Source organism: Photobacterium kasasachensis (assembly GCF_050336885.1).
Classification (GTDB): domain Bacteria; phylum Pseudomonadota; class Gammaproteobacteria; order Enterobacterales; family Vibrionaceae; genus Photobacterium; species Photobacterium kasasachensis.
The window spans coordinates 83,406-98,883 of the sequence record NZ_JAKJSH010000019.1; the positions used below are offsets into that span (position 1 = coordinate 83,406).

14 protein-coding genes are annotated in these 15,478 nt (G+C 53.1%); 8 read left to right on the forward strand and 6 right to left on the reverse strand.

Annotated features, from left to right (window positions below):
* Positions 1-2 precede the first annotated feature (2 nt).
* The 7 genes from L4D19_RS23215 (at position 3) to L4D19_RS23245 (ending at position 6,479) form a co-directional block, all read left to right on the forward strand.
* Positions 3-1,229 (forward strand): flagellar hook-length control protein FliK, encoded by a 1,227-nt coding sequence (locus L4D19_RS23215; RefSeq protein ID WP_428454437.1) that lies wholly within the window; start codon positions 3-5, stop codon positions 1,227-1,229.
* Between the two features lie 31 nt (positions 1,230-1,260).
* Entirely contained in the window at positions 1,261-1,746 is a 486-nt protein-coding gene (locus tag L4D19_RS23220) for a flagellar basal body-associated FliL family protein (RefSeq protein ID WP_428454438.1), read from the forward strand.
* Positions 1,747-1,771: 25 nt separating this feature from the next.
* On the forward strand, positions 1,772-2,512 hold the full coding sequence (locus L4D19_RS23225; RefSeq protein ID WP_428454439.1) for a FliA/WhiG family RNA polymerase sigma factor: 741 nt from the start codon (positions 1,772-1,774) through the stop codon (positions 2,510-2,512).
* A gap of 12 nt (positions 2,513-2,524) precedes the next feature.
* Positions 2,525-3,376 carry a flagellar motor stator protein MotA gene (motA, locus tag L4D19_RS23230; RefSeq protein WP_428454440.1) on the forward strand — a complete coding sequence of 284 codons (852 nt, stop codon included), beginning with the start codon at positions 2,525-2,527 and terminating at the stop codon, positions 3,374-3,376.
* Between the two features lie 3 nt (positions 3,377-3,379).
* The gene (locus L4D19_RS23235) at positions 3,380-4,369 is read left to right on the forward strand and encodes a flagellar motor protein MotB (RefSeq protein ID WP_428454441.1); all 990 of its coding nucleotides are present in this window, start codon (positions 3,380-3,382) and stop codon (positions 4,367-4,369) included.
* Between the two features lie 120 nt (positions 4,370-4,489).
* The gene (parM, locus tag L4D19_RS23240; protein WP_160656322.1) at positions 4,490-5,536 is read left to right on the forward strand and encodes a plasmid segregation protein ParM domain-containing protein; all 1,047 of its coding nucleotides are present in this window, start codon (positions 4,490-4,492) and stop codon (positions 5,534-5,536) included.
* Complete coding sequence (locus L4D19_RS23245) at positions 5,529-6,479, forward strand: hypothetical protein (RefSeq protein WP_428454442.1); 951 nt, start codon at positions 5,529-5,531, stop codon at positions 6,477-6,479. Before parM ends, L4D19_RS23245 begins: the two co-directional genes overlap by 8 nt.
* Before the next feature lie 100 nt (positions 6,480-6,579).
* On the opposite strand, the gene L4D19_RS23250 is transcribed toward L4D19_RS23245, so the two are convergent.
* The 3 genes from L4D19_RS23250 to L4D19_RS23260 form a co-directional block, all read right to left on the reverse strand.
* Positions 6,580-8,283, reverse strand: coding sequence for a sodium:solute symporter family protein (locus tag L4D19_RS23250; RefSeq protein WP_075768209.1), 1,704 nt, complete (start codon positions 8,281-8,283; stop codon positions 6,580-6,582).
* Positions 8,284-8,294: 11 nt separating this feature from the next.
* Positions 8,295-8,561 carry a DUF4212 domain-containing protein gene (locus L4D19_RS23255; RefSeq protein ID WP_075768208.1) on the reverse strand — a complete coding sequence of 89 codons (267 nt, stop codon included), beginning with the start codon at positions 8,559-8,561 and terminating at the stop codon, positions 8,295-8,297.
* A 227-nt stretch (positions 8,562-8,788) separates the two neighbouring features.
* Positions 8,789-9,424, reverse strand: a complete 636-nt coding sequence (locus L4D19_RS23260) for a response regulator transcription factor (protein ID WP_428454443.1) — start codon at positions 9,422-9,424, stop codon at positions 8,789-8,791.
* Positions 9,425-9,612: 188 nt separating this feature from the next.
* Between L4D19_RS23260 and L4D19_RS23265 the strand changes: the two genes are divergently transcribed.
* Positions 9,613-10,806 carry a GGDEF domain-containing protein gene (locus L4D19_RS23265; protein WP_428454444.1) on the forward strand — a complete coding sequence of 398 codons (1,194 nt, stop codon included), beginning with the start codon at positions 9,613-9,615 and terminating at the stop codon, positions 10,804-10,806.
* Positions 10,807-10,852: 46 nt separating this feature from the next.
* Here the strand turns inward: L4D19_RS23265 and L4D19_RS23270 are convergent, their stop codons facing one another.
* The 3 genes from L4D19_RS23270 to L4D19_RS23280 all read right to left on the reverse strand — a co-directional run bounded on the left by L4D19_RS23270 (position 10,853) and on the right by L4D19_RS23280 (position 15,403).
* The gene (locus L4D19_RS23270) at positions 10,853-12,727 is read right to left on the reverse strand and encodes a protein-disulfide reductase DsbD (protein WP_428454445.1); all 1,875 of its coding nucleotides are present in this window, start codon (positions 12,725-12,727) and stop codon (positions 10,853-10,855) included.
* A gap of 172 nt (positions 12,728-12,899) precedes the next feature.
* Complete coding sequence (locus tag L4D19_RS23275; RefSeq protein WP_428454446.1) at positions 12,900-13,793, reverse strand: LysR family transcriptional regulator; 894 nt, start codon at positions 13,791-13,793, stop codon at positions 12,900-12,902.
* A 308-nt stretch (positions 13,794-14,101) separates the two neighbouring features.
* Entirely contained in the window at positions 14,102-15,403 is a 1,302-nt protein-coding gene (locus L4D19_RS23280) for an anaerobic C4-dicarboxylate transporter (RefSeq protein WP_075768205.1), read from the reverse strand.
* Positions 15,404-15,478 lie beyond the last annotated feature (75 nt).

The following is a 15,478-nucleotide window of genomic DNA, read 5'->3' on the forward strand; positions in this document are numbered from 1 at the left end:
ACATGCAAGTATCAGCCAATGTGGCCGTAAAAACGGCTTCCCAAACATCATCCACAGACTCACGAAAGGTTCAGCCAAACAGCACCGGAGACAGTGAGCCGATGAGCTTTGCTGAGTTCGAACAACGGCTGGATAAATCGGCGGGGACGAAGGATGAGAGCAAAGCCTCTGATGATTCATCTGAAGAGTCGGCACAGCCGTTATCGGCGGATGCGCAGACTCAGAGACAACAGGATAAACCCGCTGAAGCGACAGCCATGAATCAGGCCCAGCAGGGAGCCCAGAATAGCTCGTCTGCGGCGGTAGCGAACAATCAGGCTGGAAATGTAACTGGCACGGCAACGGCGCCTCAGTTCCTTGCCGCTCAGAATCAGGCCCTTCAGTCTCAGATGGCACCTGCCGGTGAGATAGGAGCCGGCGTGGTGTCTGGACGAGAAGCCGGGCCGCAAGCCAACCCGCTTTTGGCGCAGTTGGCCGGACAGAATGCAGGGCAAAGCGTCGCACAAACTGTCCAGCAAAAGATGGTGCCACACACAGGTCAGGCGGCGCAGCAGGCTTCTGCCAGTCCTGAGTTGCTTGAACAAATGCAGCACCTTCTTAAGCAGCAAAAACCGAATACCGGTGACGCCCTGTCGCTGGCTAAAGGGATGACGATGCCGCTTGACGGTGCCTTGAATGACAAGCTGACAGCTGGCGTGATACCGATGTCGGTGCAGAGTGCACATAGCAGCCTTGTGGCCAGCGGTAGCAATCTGAGCGCGCCTGCTTCAGGTTCGCCTGCCAGTGCTGCGCAACAGTTGTATGCCGGGGTTGATGTTACCCAGCCAGAATGGGGACGTGACTTGGTTGAGCAACTGCGATCGCGCATGCAACTGAGCAAAACGGATCAGATCCAGCATGCCCATGTCAGGCTTGACCCGCCTGAGTTGGGGCGGCTGGAAGTTAACCTTCGTCTGGATGGCGACAAAGTCTCGGTACACTTTACCGCAGCCCATCCACAGCTTCGCGAAGCGTTGGCAGCCAATGCTGACAAGTTGCGTTTTGATTTTGACGGTAGCCAGATGCAGTTGGCGGACGTTTCCGTTTCCAGCGGTTTGTACCAGCAGTCACACCAGCACTCGGGTACGGACGATGAGCCGGGCATTATGGCTAACCAGGGTGTGATTCAGTCCGAAGAGACATCGACGGCGGCTCCTGGGTTGGATGGCCGCTACGAGGCCATGGTTTGACGGCGTGGTTTGAAATAAGTAAGAAATTGATATGACTGATGAAGTAAAAGAAACAAAGAGCAAGCTTCCGCTGATCATTGCCGCTGTTGTATTGGTTGTTGCCCTCGCCGGAGGCGGCGGCTGGTGGTACTTCCAGCAACAGGCGAAACAGCAGGCTGTGGCCGAAGTGGCTCAGAATGTCCCTGCGGCAGCGTTGGTGAAGAAGCCGGTGTTTCTGCCTCTGAAAAAGTTTGTAGTCAGCGTACCCGGTGACGACCGTTTGCACTATCTGTTGATGGAGCTCTCACTGATGAGCTACAGCCAGGAACAGCTCGACACGGTAGGGGAATACATGCCAGTTGTTCGCAATGCGGTGATTACTCTGTTGAGCGAGCAGCACTACAACGAGCTGGCTCAGCCGGGCGTGATGAAACCACTGCAGGAGGCATTGCGTGAGTCTATTCAGACTGTCATGAATGACATGGCGAGCAGTAAGGGGATCGACCAGGTACTGATCACCAAGATGGTGATCCAGTAAGGAGTCTGATGTGCACGGTGCAGCAATGTCTTATGAATCTCAGGGGCTTCATGCCTACCAGCAGAGTCGTCAGCTGGGTCAGAAATCGCGGGAACAACGCCTGATCAAACAGTTCGCCGGTCTTGTTAAGCGTGTAGTGAGGCATCTGGCGGGGCAGGTGACGACGGTGATGTCATCGGAAGATATGGAGCAGGTTGGCCTGGTGGCGCTGCTCGATGTTATTCGCCGCTACCCGGATGAAGATGATGCCGCATTGGAACGTCTGGCGGTGCAACGTGTTCGCGGTGCCATTCTTGATGAGCTGCGCCGGATGGATTGGCGTTCCCGCCGCTCTCGCCAGAACGGCCATGAACTTCGGGATGTAGAGCGTCAGCTCAGCCGTGAGCTGGGACGGGTGCCAACCGATCAGGAACTGGCCGCTGAAATGGGTTTGGAGCTGGCGGATATTCAACAGCGCCGGCTTGATACCCAGGCCGAGAATCTCGGTAGCCTGGAAGGGTTGCAGGAGGATGGCGAACAGTTTTTCGGCCTGAGTTTCCAGTGTCACAGTTACGAGCGAGCACGGCTCAAACAGGCTATGGCCAAGGCGCTGTCGCGACTGCCAGAGCGGGAGCAGATCATGCTGAGTTTTTACTACGAGCATGAAATGAACCTGAAAGAAATCGCTCTGGTCTTTGAGCTGACCGAAGCACGAGTTAGCCAGATCCACAAAAAGGCGCTGAAAAGCCTGAACAGTATGTTGACTGACTGGCGTGAGTCAGTTTAACGGAGTAACAAGATGCAAATTATTATCGGTTTTGTCATTGCCTTCGGGTGTATTGTCTACGGTTACACCCATGCCTCCGGGCGTTTGCTAGCGCTTTGGCAACCTGCGGAATTTATTATCATTCTAGGAGCGGGTTTGGGCGCAATGGTGATTTCCAACCCAACCTATGTTCTGAAGAATACCCTAACCCGTCTTAAGATGGCGTTCGGCAAGGGATACGGGGCCGATTTCTATAAATCGACCCTGGAGCTGATGTTTGAGCTGCTGGAAACCATCCGCAAGGACGGGATCAAAAAGCTCGACGACCATATCGAGAACCCAGAGAGCAGTGCGATTTTCAACAAGTACCCGGAGGTGGCCAAGTCCAATGTCCTGGTGAGCTTTATTACTGACAATCTGCGCATGATGGCCATGGGCAAGATGAATCATCACGATTTGGAAGCGGTGCTGGAGCTTGAGCTGCACACATTGGAAGAAGACCTGATGCGCCCCTCGAAAGCGCTGGGCAAAGTCGGTGAGGCGATGCCGGGTTTCGGTATCGTTGCTGCGGTTTTGGGAATTGTGGTCACGATGCAGAGTATTGGTGGCGATCTGGCCCTGATTGGGGTGAAAGTTGCCGCGGCGCTGGTGGGGACCTTCTTCGGTATCTTGATGTGTTATGCGGTATTTGAACCGCTGGCTGCCACCGTTGGCAACCAGGTGAAGAAAGAGATGATGGCGCTGCATATGATCTCGGCCATTCTGGTGGCTCAGGTTCAGGGTAAGCCGACGTTGCTGGCGCTGGATGCCGGACGTAAGGTGTTGCACAGCGAGTATAAGCCGACCTTTGCGGATATGGAAAACTGGATGACAGGGCAGTCGTAAACCATGAGCAAAGACCACCATATTATTGTTGTAAAGAAAAAAGCCCGCGGTCATCACGACGAGCATCATGGCGGCGCCTGGAAAGTGGCGTTTGCTGATTTTGCGGTCGCGATGATGGCTTTTTTCATGGTGCTATGGCTGATGGGGATCACCACCCAGGAAGAGCGGATAGAAATTGAAAAGCGCCTTCAGACAGCGACCGTATTCGACAATATTTTCGAGATCACCAACAGCCCGTTTCCGATTGACTTTGACGGCAACATGTCGCCATTCGAGAAGCCAATGAGTGAGGTGACACCAGGGACGGAGCGTTTCGGTAAGTCGATGTTTGCACCATCATCGGACAACGAGCAGCAAGGCGGCCGGGATCGCAAGCTGAACTCGGCACTGGCAGGCAAGAACTTGTCAATCCCTGAACTAAAGGTGCTGGCAAAGGCGCTGGAGATCATTGCCGAAGAGCTGTCGGCATCAAACAATATCGTGCTGGAAATTGTGCCGCAGGGGCTGCGAATCCTGATCCAGGACGATGATGATCACTTCATGTTTGAGCGTGGCAGCATTCAGATCACGCCGTTTTTTGAAGACATGCTATTTAATATCGCGCCGGTACTGGGACAGATCCAGAACCGACTGGTGATCAGTGGTCACACTGACAGTACCCAGTTCCAGCGCAGAGATTACAGCAACTGGGACCTGTCAGGCGCGCGAGCCCTGAAGGCCCGTGAAGTGCTGGTGGATTCCGGCTTGCCTGCCGACAATGTGCTGCAGGTTGCCGCGATGGCTGAACGGATGCCGGTATACGAAAAGGATACCCGAAGCGGGAAAAACCGCCGGATTGAAATGATGGTCCTTACCAGTGAAGCCGATGAGCAGTTGGCCCTGCTGTTTGGTAAGGGGCTGCCACATGGTAATGAAGGCAAGGCTGTAAATAAGGCACGAGATTATGCCGAGGCGAATCGCCCGGTCTCGCGTCTGGAGATGCTGACGAACTAATTGTTTGTCAGTGAGTTATTTGATTTTGTTTTAGTTGACTGAACCAGGCCAGTATTGACGAGGGTAGCTTTCAATACCAGGCCGGTTACTAAATATTAATAGTTATTGTGAGTGAAAGTTATGACGGTATCTGCGTTTAAAATTGCGGTTGATGATGGTTCAACAAATGTGAAGGTAAGCTGGATTGAGAACAATCAGCTAAAGACCATCGTATCACCAAACTCTTTCCGTAAAGATTGGAAGAGTGCTGCACTACGACGCGATAAGAAGGTTTATAACTACACTATCGGTACCACCAAGTACACCTACGATGCGACATCAGACAAGGCGCTGGAAACCACGCATGTTGACTATCAGTATGATGATCTGAACCTGTTGGCGGTTCACCATGCGTTGTTGCAGACCGGCCTGAAACCTTGCCCGGTTATTCTGGTGGTTACGCTGCCAATTACCGAGTTCTATAACTCTGAAGACTGCCAGCGCAACGAAGACAAAATTGCCAAGAAACGTCAGAACCTGATGCGCGAGATCAGCCTGAACAAGGGTGAGCTGTTCGAGGTGGTGGATGTTGAGGTGATGCCGGAGAGCCTGCCAGCCGTGATGTCGACGCTGATCAACTCCAACTGCAACGAATTCACCCGTTCGCTGGTGGTTGACTGTGGTGGTACGACGCTGGATATGGGCATTGTGGTCGGTGAGTTTGATGATGTATCGGCTATCTACGGTAACAACGAAATTGGTGTGTCGATGGTAACTGATGCGGCACGCAAGGCGCTGGCTTCTGCCGACAGTGACTCAAGCTACCTGGTGGCCAACGAGCTGATCAAGCGTCGTAATGATCTGGAGTTTGTCAAAGATGTGGTGAACGATGAATCCAAGCTCGATAGCATCTTAGATAAAATCGATATTAAGATTGAAGAGCTGGGCAACGCGGTAGCTTATGAGGCGAAGAAATTTGCCAAGAACCCGAACCGCGTTTACCTGGTTGGCGGCGGCGCACCGCTGGTTTACCCGGCAATCATGTCCGCGTATGAAACGCTGGGCGATCGCGTGGTGCTGATCAAAGATGCCCAGTCTGCACTGGCACGCGAGCTGTGCCTGTACAATACCGAAGAAGAAGATATTCACATCGAACGTGAGACCCTCATCGAGGTAGAAGATGAGTAGTAAGCTAAAGCGGGTTAACTACTCGATTTATCTAAATCCGGTTAACTCCCTGTCCGACCGCTATGCGGTCGGCATTATGCAGAAGTGGGTCAACGAGCGTAAGGATATGCTCGATAATCCCGATGATGGTCTCAATCTGCATAACAGCCTGCACATGCACAAAAACATCTACCTGTCGGGGATGTTTCTGCATTTGCTGAGCCCGACACTCAGTGCCGGGCTGGCCAATTCGCTGGGCGATGACTCCATTAAAATGGCGACGCTGAAGCAGCAGTTTGATGCCTGCGGCCTGGTGATTCCGATGGCGCCGGCCCAGGAGCCGGGGATCTCCCGCGAGGATCTGGACAGCCTGAGAGCGGCTGTTGATATGACGCCGCTGCTGGGTGAAATCCAGTCCCTGCGTGGCGAGCTGCAGCAAGCGAGTGAGTACCAGCGTCAGGCCAGCGAGGCGCATCAGCATCAGTTGCTTCAGGCCGCCGAACGTGAACAGGCCCTGTTACAGGGGCAGCACAATACCCAACAGGAACTGGTCGAAACCCGACAGACGTTGATGAGCCTGTGCTCGGAGCTGGCCGAGTCGGTGGCGGCGAATACGGCTCCGGCTGACGAGGCTGTTGCTACTGAGCCTGCCGCTTCCGAAGCTGCTGCCCCAGAAGTTGCTACCCCAGCAGCGGCGGACCCTGAGGTAACAACACCTGATGATGCAGTGGTTACAGCTGATTTCTCCGAGTTGCAGCAGGCACTGACGGAAGAGATCCGCGCCAATAACCACAAGCGTGAGATTGCGGAGCTCAAAGCCTTGATCAAGGCGCAAAGCCAACTGATCAAAACCCTGTCTCTAACAGGAGAACCGGATCAGGCGAAAGCCCAGCCGGAAGAAGAGGCCGACCTGACAACGACCATTGCCAGTATGCAGAAGGTCAAGAAAAAAGGGCTGTGGTAGCCCCTTGGTAAGCAATAGCAATAACAGCGAATCAAGACGAATAAAAAACGGAGCATCACGCTCCGTTTTTGTTCTCTAGCCACTGACTCTTCAGGCAGTATTAGTGATCGTGTGCGGCACCGGCTCCTTTCGGATAACGGATAGACTCAACCATATCCTGTACTTCTGTCGGTACTTCGGCAGTGAACTTGTTCACAACAATCGAGACAACGAAGTTCAGACACATACCCAGCGTACCGATACCTTCCGGGCTGATACCGAAGAACCAGTTGTCAGGCGTATTTGCCGCCGGGTTGATGAACTTGAAGTAGATGATGTAAGACGCGGTAAAGGCAATACCGGCCAACATACCTGCAATCGCACCTTCCTTGTTCATCTTCTTGTAGAAGATACCCAGGATAATGGCAGGGAAGAAGGACGCAGCCGCCAGTCCGAAGGCGAAGGCTACCACCTGTGCCACAAAGCCCGGTGGGTTGATACCCAGATAACCGGCACCGACAATGGCGACAGCAGCACCCACCCTTGCGGCGAGCAGTTCCTGTTTGTCGGTCATATTCGGCTTGAAGCCTTTCTTCAGCAAGTCATGGGAAATCGAGGTCGAGATAACCAGTAGCAGACCGGCGGCTGTCGATAGTGCGGCAGCCAGGCCACCTGCTGCCAGAAGGGCAACTACCCAGTTAGGCAGGTTAGCTAGCTCAGGACTTGCCAGTACGATGATGTCGCGGTTGATCTTCATCTCGTTGCGGTCATCGCCCGAGTAGAACATCTTGCCATCGCCGTTTTTATCTTCCCAGTTAACCAGGCCAGTTTTTTCCCAGTTCTTAACCCAGCCCGGTGCTTCTGCAGCAGCCACACCCTGCATATCCGGACCATTGATAGTTTCAATCATGTTGACGCGGGCAAATGCGGCAACAGCCGGTGCTGTGGTGTATAGCAGAGAGATGAACAGTAGCGCCCAGCCAGCTGAAATACGGGCATCCTTAACACGCGGTACGGTGAAGAAACGGATGATAACGTGTGGCAGACCAGCGGTACCTACCATTAGTGCGGCACAGATAAAGAATACGTCAACCATACTCTTTGAGCCGTCGGTGTAGGCAGTAAAGCCTAATTCTGTGGTCAGCCCGTCAAGTTTATCCAGTACATAGGTTTCCGAACCTGTTAGCGTCGAGCCCATACCGATTTGTGGTAGCGGGTTGCCTGTCATCATGATGGAGGTGAAGATTGCCGGTACCAGGAAGGCGAAAATCAACACGCAGAACTGGGCAACCTGGGTGTAGGTGATCCCTTTCATGCCGCCCAATACCGCGTAGAAGAACACGATACCCATACCGATGATGATACCCATGTTGATATCAACTTCCAGGAAGCGGGCAAATACCACGCCAACCCCACGCATCTGGCCTGCAACATAGGTAAAAGAAACGAAGATGGCACAAAAGACAGCTACCATACGTGCAGTTTTGGAGTAATAACGCTCACCAATGAAGTCTGGCACCGTGAACTGGCCGAACTTACGCAGGTAAGGTGCCAGACAGAGGGCAAGCAGTACATAACCACCGGTCCAACCCATCAGGTATACCCCGCCGTCATAACCGACAAAAGAGATGATACCGGCCATAGAGATGAAGGAGGCTGCCGACATCCAGTCAGCGGCGGTGGCCATACCGTTGGCGACCGGGTGAACGCCGCCGCCGGCAACGTAAAACTCACTGGTTGAGCCGGCGCGGGCCCAGATTGCGATGCCGATATACAGCGCAAAGGTGATACCTACTAAAATAAACGTCCAGGTTTGGATATCCATGCTTAAACCTCTTAGTCTTCTTGTACGTTGAACTTACGATCGAGCGCATTCATACGCACTACGTAGACAAAAATCAGGGCAACAAAGGTGTATATGGAACCTTGCTGCGAGAACCAGAATCCGAGCTTGAAGCCGCCAAGCTGAATACTGTTGAGGGCATCGACAAACAAAATGCCTGCACCGTAAGATACGAGGAACCAGATGGCTAGGAGGGAGCCCATCGTTGCGAGGTTCTCTTTCCAGTAGGCCTGGGCCTGCTCCTTGGATTCAAACGCCATTGTCATCTCCTTTCACGTCGTCATAAATCACGTTAATAAAATGTTACGTAATGACAATAGCAACGAATAGGTAAGGAAACAGTGCAACTTTAGTCGAGACAGAAATGACAAAATCGCCGAAAATGCGGCGATTTTGTGACCAGTGCAGAAAAATGCGGATGTTACGAAAATGTTGAGTTAGCCAAAGGTCTAACTGTCATATTGAAAAAAACAGACCGGATAAGACCCTACTGGGTCAGATCCATCTGTTGCAGCAGAATAACGGCCTGAGTTCGGTTTTTGACTCCGAGCTTGCGGAAGATGGCCGTCATATGGGCCTTGATGGTGGCTTCGGAAACATTGAGATCATAGGCAATCTGCTTGTTGAGCAGGCCGTCAGAGAGCATGCACAATACCTTGTATTGCTGCGGTGTCAGGGTGGCTATGCGCTCGGCCAGTTCGTTGACTTCCTCGTTTTCTTCCCCCAGTCCTTCCGGGAAGTAGGGGTCGCCTTCCAGCACCTGGTTCAGGGCTCCTATCAGGGCCCGCATGTCACTGGATTTCGGAATAAAACCAAATGCGCCGTGGCTACGGACCTGGCGGATAACATTGGTTTCCTCGCTGGCGGAGATCACCACCACGGGAAGATCCGGGTATTGGTTGCGGAGCTGGATCAGCCCCGACATGCCGTTGGCACCGGGCATTTTCAAGTCCAGCAGCAACAGGTCTACGTCCGGCTCTTTTTCAAGTAGGGAGAGCAGGGTATCAAGGGAATCGGCTTCCAGCAGATTGGCCCCGCTTATGGCCATATGCACTGACTGAAACAGAGCATTGCGAAATAGCGGGTGGTCATCGGCAATAACAATAGTGTACTGAGCGTCCATGGCAGTCGTGTCTGATTGTTTTTAATTACGCTATCACTGCTTATAGCGTAGATCAATTTGTTAACACTCAAGATCTGAACTGGATCGGCTCTTATGCGATATGTTGAGCAATGACAGATCGCTTATTAAGGTATTGGTCAAATTGGTCGCTTTATTTCAATGGGATAGCGTTAATTTGGAAATAGGGAATGATCCGACACATCGAGACATGGACGACAGGGCGAGACTACTTTGAACAGCAACAATTCAAGCGTCAGGCACAGGGCTGGAAACTGATCATTGTAACCTCCGGGCTGCTGTTGGGCCTGGTATTTATCGAGCTGTTCTGGCTAGAGCCAACGGTAACAAGTCAGGTGAAGTCGGTATTTAGCGGCGTCCTGGCCTTACTGGGAGGGGCGGCCTTTGTGTTGTGGCTGGTGGTGCAGGTGATGCCGATCAAGGTGAAATGGCAGATAGCCTCGTTGGCACTGGCCGGGTTGCTGGGAAGCTGCTGGGCGGTCTTGTTTCCGCTATTGATCCATTACTCCCACTTCTCCACTCTCTATGTCTACAGTGATCTGTTTATCTTCCTCTCGGTGGTGGCGTTTTTTAGCTACCCGCCGGCTATGTATTTGGCCATTGGCCCTGTACTGGGCTCGTTCTTGTTCTCTGGGGTGTATTTAGAGCTCAACCACGAGGCACTTACTGTTCTGAGTGTTATCAGCCGGCTGGCGATAGTCATCGTTGTTCGCGAATGTCTCTATCACTGGTTTCATTCCTCGGTTTTTCATGAATTTGAAGAGCAGCGCCTGCGTCAGGAGCTTGCCACGGTATCACTGGTCGATCCGATCACCGGGCTGCAAAACAGCCGGCATTTTGAGTTGATGCTGGAGCGGGAGATCATGGCGTCGCGTCGTCACCACAGCGAACTGACGCTGTTGATTGTGAGTGTAGAGCCACTGCGGCTCTATACCATGACATGCGGGCATCAGGCTTATGAAGTGCTGCTAAAGCGTATTGCCAAGGGACTGCGCCGCGGCGTATACCGGCCCCGGGATTTCATTGCCCGGGTTGGCAGCGATGAGTTTGCCGTCTTGTTGCCCGATACGGATACGGAGGGATCAGAAATTGTGGCGGAGCGGATACAGAGACATATTCACCGTTGTTGTGACAATCTGGTCAAAGCGGATCTTGAGCAGCCTGTCTGCGTGAAGACCTCGGTTATCGAATGGACCCCGGGCTGGAATGTCAGGCAGGTTTTCAAGCACATGCATGATGCTATCAATGTACTGCGCGACGATGACAAACCTGAGGATATAGATGATTCGGATGATGCAGAAAAGGGGCACGAACCGGTTGATATCATTGCCCGCTATGAGCCACTAAGCCGGTTCGGAAAATAAAAAAGAGCACCCAGGGGTGCTCTTTTTTGTCGTGGGTGCCACGGATTTAGTTGAGAAGTTTGTGGTTGTCCAGATGGCTGAGAAACGGTGAGGCTTCCATAAAGCCTGTCAGGCGTGCATTGCTGATGCGGTTGCCCTTGGCATCCCAGAAATCCAGTGTGGGCAGGCCGAGTACATCCATCTCTTTTAACAACTCGATATCAGCCGGTGAGCTGTTGGTGACGTCAGCTTGCAGCAGGATAAATTGCTGCAGCTTGGGCGCTACGGCCGGATCATGGAACGTGTATTTCTCAAACTCCTTGCAGGCGACACACCAGTCGGCATAGAAATCCAGCATCACCGGTTTACCCTGGGCCTTGGCTTCGGCCAGCGCCAGATTCAGATCGTCAACGGTACTGACACGCTCAAATTCAACGGTGACCGGCTCTTGGCTGACTGACGGTGTGTTGCCTCCGGTTAGTGACTGGTACAGCGGCTGGGCAGAAGCGAACAGGCCGACAATGGCAATCACTGCCAGGGTACTGCTGCGCCACGATACCGCCAGGGTGTTTTTGACATGATACAGCCAGCCGAATGCGGCCAGTCCCAGTAATGACCACAGGTAAGGAACCAGGTTATGCGGCAGGATCCGCTCTAGCAGGAAGACAGGGACGGCCAGCAGTACAAAGCCGAAGAAGACTTTGACATGGTTCATCCAGTTGCCGGCCTTAGGCAGTAGTTTGTTGCCGAACATCGCCGCCAGGATCAGCGGGATCCCCATGCCGATTGCCAGTGCATATAGGGCGATGGCCCCGGTTAGCAAGTCACCGCTCTGGGCGACATAAATCAGGGCGCCTGACAGCGGGGCGGTGGTGCACGGAGAGCAAACCAAGCCGGAAATCGCTCCCATCGCAAATACGCCCCCGGTATTGCCGCCGTGCTGTTTGTTGCTCTGGTTGCTGAGCCAGGTCTGGACACTGCTTGGCAGTTGCAGGGTATAGGCCCCAAACATCGACAGGGCCAGCAGGACAAACATGATACTCAGCCCGATCAGGACATAAGGGTGCTGCAGCGCGGCCTGAAATTGCATACCGGCCGAGGCGACCACCAGACCAAGCAGGGTATAGGTCAGTGCCATGCCCTGGACATAGGTAAATGACAGACGGAAGGTTCGCCCATGGCTGAGCTGGCCGTTCCCCAGCACAATCCCGGTCAGGATCGGATACATCGGCAGTACGCACGGGGTAAAGGCCAGACCGATACCCAGAGCCAGGAACACCAGCGGCGTCCACCATTGCTCGGCCAAATCGCTGGCCAGCCTGTCCTGCTCAGAGGCCGGTGCCGGGATGTTGCGAGTTATGTTAGTGCTTACTTGCGCGGTATCATCTGTCGTACTGGTGCGGTTTGCTACCTTGCTGTCTGCCCCTGTGTCAGCGGGGGGCATCGGGGCGGCCCCGGCGGTTACTGCCGATAACGGAACCTGACGGATTTCCGGCGGATAGCAAAATCCGGCCTTGGCGCAGCCCTGGTAGCGAACGGTCAGTACTGAGTCATTGGAGGCTTTCAGCACCGGTACGCTGACAGTCAGCGGCTCGGTATAAATAAAGACATCCCCGAAGAACTCGTCTCGGTACGGCTGACCGGCGGGAATCTCGACGGTGCCAAGCTCGGCATTGTCGGAGGTGACCGACAGCTGATGCTGGTACAGGTAATAGCCGGGCTTGACTTGCCAGTCGAGGTATACCACCTCGCCTTGCTGGCTGAAGTTGAAAGGAAAGGCCTCGTCGACCGTCACAAACTTGTTGGTACTGCTGGCTGAAAAGCCCGGTAGGGAAAATTCGGCCCGGACGGGCAGGCTGGCGACACTGGCCAGTAGCGTTCCCGCCAGCGCGACAAGCGCAAGATAACGGGAGAATCCGCAATAGTGTTTTAGTTTCATCATTCAGATCAGACTCGTCTGCAGGGGTTTATACCCAAACTCACTGTGAATACTGCATGTTGAGGTAGTTTGGGTTTTTACTATACCCTCTCAGACCGTGTTATTCAGTGTTTGGTTTCATCTACTGCAAAAACAATGGCTTTTAAAATGATGAAAGCGAAAAGATGGTAAGCGGTTACTTACCTAAAGCGTCACGCATAAAATCGGTAAAGCTGCGTACATGCGCAGGCACATACCCCAGTCGCTGATAGAGCATATAAATCGGGCGCGGTGGCGAGTACCAGTTATCCATCATGGTTGCCAGCAAGCCCTGCCCGCAGGCATCGGCCACGACATAGTTCGGCAGACAGGCGATACCCAGCCCGTCAATGGCGGCTTGTTTGATGCTGTTGAGATCCGCGATGGCCATTCTTACCGGCGAGTTTATCCAATAAGTTTCTGTATCGGCGGCACCGTTTCTGTCGGTAAGTGCCCACTCAAATTCTGGTACGCTGGCCAGGCGGGCGTGCTGATTTAAATCCTGCGGATGTGTCGGGGTTCCCTGGCTAGTCAGGTAATGGGGGGAGGCGACCAGGATCCGCTGTGACTCGCCGATTTTGGCCGCGGCGAAACTGGAGTCCGGCTGCTGACCGACCCGAAAGACGACATCATATTGCTCCGGGCTGTAGTCGTGATGCTGGTTTGACAGGTGGGTCAGCGACAACGTGATGTCCGGGTAGCGGGCCAGAAACTGGTTAAAGAGCGGCATCAGCCGGTAGGTGAGCAGGCCGACAGGTGCCGAGATCCTAAGTGCCCCGCGAGGATTGGCGTGGCTGCTGTCGTGCAGCTCGTTGGTGGTGGTTTCGAGCTCGTCAATCAGCGGCTGGCAGCGCTCAACGTAGCTCTGCCCCAACGGCGTCAGGGATACGTTGCGGCTGTCACGGATCACCAGCTGGCTACCCAGGGTGTCTTCCAGCCGTTGTAACCGTCTGCTAAGGGTGGCCGGGGGAATATCTAGCGCACTGGCTGCAGCTCTGAAACTTCCTTGTTGAGCAATTGCAATCAGAGTGCGCAGGTCGTCTAACTTCATACCATTTTTGCATCGCTGCATAACGCTTTTACCTCTATCGCCTGGCTCGCTCAATCACTACTATTGTCTGGCAGGCTTTCCTGTCTTAAGCCTGATCTGTAGCAAATTGAGACATGGTTCCGGGTAGATCGTCGGGATTGACGATATAGCCGGGATGAACCAATACGCCGGAATCCGTATTGGTTCGCTGTCTTCGCCTCGGGATGAGGCGGAGACAACAAATCCTTCATTTTATCTTTCTTATTAATCCGATAAAAAGAAAAGGCCACCCGAAGGCAGCCTTTGTCATTTATCTTCAGTCGATGCTGTTACAGGAAGATACCGCCAACAGCAAAGCCCAGCGCGACAGATGTCGTGATTGTTACCACACCCGGAATAAAGAACGGGTGGTTGAATACCAGGTTACCGATACGGGTTGAACCGGTGTCATCCATCTCAACGGCGGCAAGCAGGGTTGGGTAAGTAGGCAGTACGAACAGCGCACTTACTGCTGCGAATGAAGCGATAGCCGTTAGCGGTGCGACACCGATAGCCAGTGCGGCAGGCATTAGTGCAGTAGTCGTTGCCCCCTGAGAGTAAAGCAGCATAGAAGCAAAGAACAGGGTTACGGCTAGCATCCAAGGGTACTGCTCCAGGATTTCACCCGCCAGTTCTTTGATTTCCGTGATATGGCCAGAAACAAACGTATCACCCAGCCATGCCACACCCAGTACGCACACACAAGCACTCATACCAGACTTGAACGTTGCTGCATTGGCAATCTTAGAGGCATCAATCTTGGTGATAGTGACGATAGCCATAGCTGCTGTCAGCATGAATACCATGATAGCGTCGTTACGACCAAGTGCAGGGTCTTCAATCAGACCAACAGCATTGGAAATCATGGTTGCGTAGGCAACAACAGCGACGATAGCGGCAATAAAGATGTAAGTTGCAGGCTTCGCTGTCGGCAGGATTTCGCGCTTGGTCGCGCCCTGGATTTTGATCAGGCCCTTCGCCAGACGGTCTTTATAGATAGCATCGTCTTTTAGCTCGCAGCCCAGGAAGTTAGAAACAAACGCACCGGCCATACAAGCGACGAACGTTGTCGGGATACAAACGGCCAGTAGCGTTAGGTAGCCTACTCCCAGCGGTTCAAGAATGCCTGAGAAGAAAACAACCGCTGCAGAGATAGGCGATGCGGTGATTGCAATTTGTGAAGCCACAACTGCAATAGAAAGCGGGCGAGAAGGACGGACGCCTTGCTCTTTGGCAACTTCAGCAATAACCGGCAGGGTAGAGAACGCGGTATGACCGGTACCTGCTAGCAATGTCATGAAGTAAGTGACCATCGGCGCATAGAAAGTGATGCGCTTAGGATTTTTTCGAAGAAATTTTTCAGCAAGATCAACCAGCCAGTCCATACCACCGGCAACCTGCATAGCGGCAATGGCAGTAATTACTGACATGATGATCAGGATAACGTCTACAGGAATATTACCTGCATCGACACCCAAAAGAAGAGAAAGTACCAATACGCCGGCACCGCCAGCAAAACCAATACCAATACCGCCGATACGTGCGCCTAAATAGATAAACGCAAGAACGACAAAGAGTTCTACACCAATCATGAGATTGTCCTGTCTTTAAAGTTAAAAAATATAAAAGGGGGAATCTGTAGCAAAAAAATGGCGGACTCTCATCCT

Coding starts and splice junctions, on each gene's coding strand:
- L4D19_RS23255 (WP_075768208.1), bottom strand. CDS start 8,561: ATGGCGTTTGAATCCAAGGAGCAGGCCCAGGCCTACTGGAAAGAGAAC.
- L4D19_RS23245 (WP_428454442.1), top strand. CDS start 5,529: ATGAGTAGTAAGCTAAAGCGGGTTAACTACTCGATTTATCTAAATCCG.
- parM (WP_160656322.1), top strand. CDS start 4,490: ATGACGGTATCTGCGTTTAAAATTGCGGTTGATGATGGTTCAACAAAT.
- L4D19_RS23260 (WP_428454443.1), bottom strand. CDS start 9,424: ATGGACGCTCAGTACACTATTGTTATTGCCGATGACCACCCGCTATTT.
- L4D19_RS23220 (WP_428454438.1), top strand. CDS start 1,261: ATGACTGATGAAGTAAAAGAAACAAAGAGCAAGCTTCCGCTGATCATT.
- L4D19_RS23270 (WP_428454445.1), bottom strand. CDS start 12,727: ATGATGAAACTAAAACACTATTGCGGATTCTCCCGTTATCTTGCGCTT.
- L4D19_RS23265 (WP_428454444.1), top strand. CDS start 9,613: ATGATCCGACACATCGAGACATGGACGACAGGGCGAGACTACTTTGAA.
- L4D19_RS23225 (WP_428454439.1), top strand. CDS start 1,772: ATGTCTTATGAATCTCAGGGGCTTCATGCCTACCAGCAGAGTCGTCAG.
- motA (WP_428454440.1), top strand. CDS start 2,525: ATGCAAATTATTATCGGTTTTGTCATTGCCTTCGGGTGTATTGTCTAC.
- L4D19_RS23280 (WP_075768205.1), bottom strand. CDS start 15,403: ATGATTGGTGTAGAACTCTTTGTCGTTCTTGCGTTTATCTATTTAGGC.
- L4D19_RS23235 (WP_428454441.1), top strand. CDS start 3,380: ATGAGCAAAGACCACCATATTATTGTTGTAAAGAAAAAAGCCCGCGGT.
- L4D19_RS23275 (WP_428454446.1), bottom strand. CDS start 13,793: ATGAAGTTAGACGACCTGCGCACTCTGATTGCAATTGCTCAACAAGGA.
- L4D19_RS23215 (WP_428454437.1), top strand. CDS start 3: ATGCAAGTATCAGCCAATGTGGCCGTAAAAACGGCTTCCCAAACATCA.
- L4D19_RS23250 (WP_075768209.1), bottom strand. CDS start 8,283: ATGGATATCCAAACCTGGACGTTTATTTTAGTAGGTATCACCTTTGCG.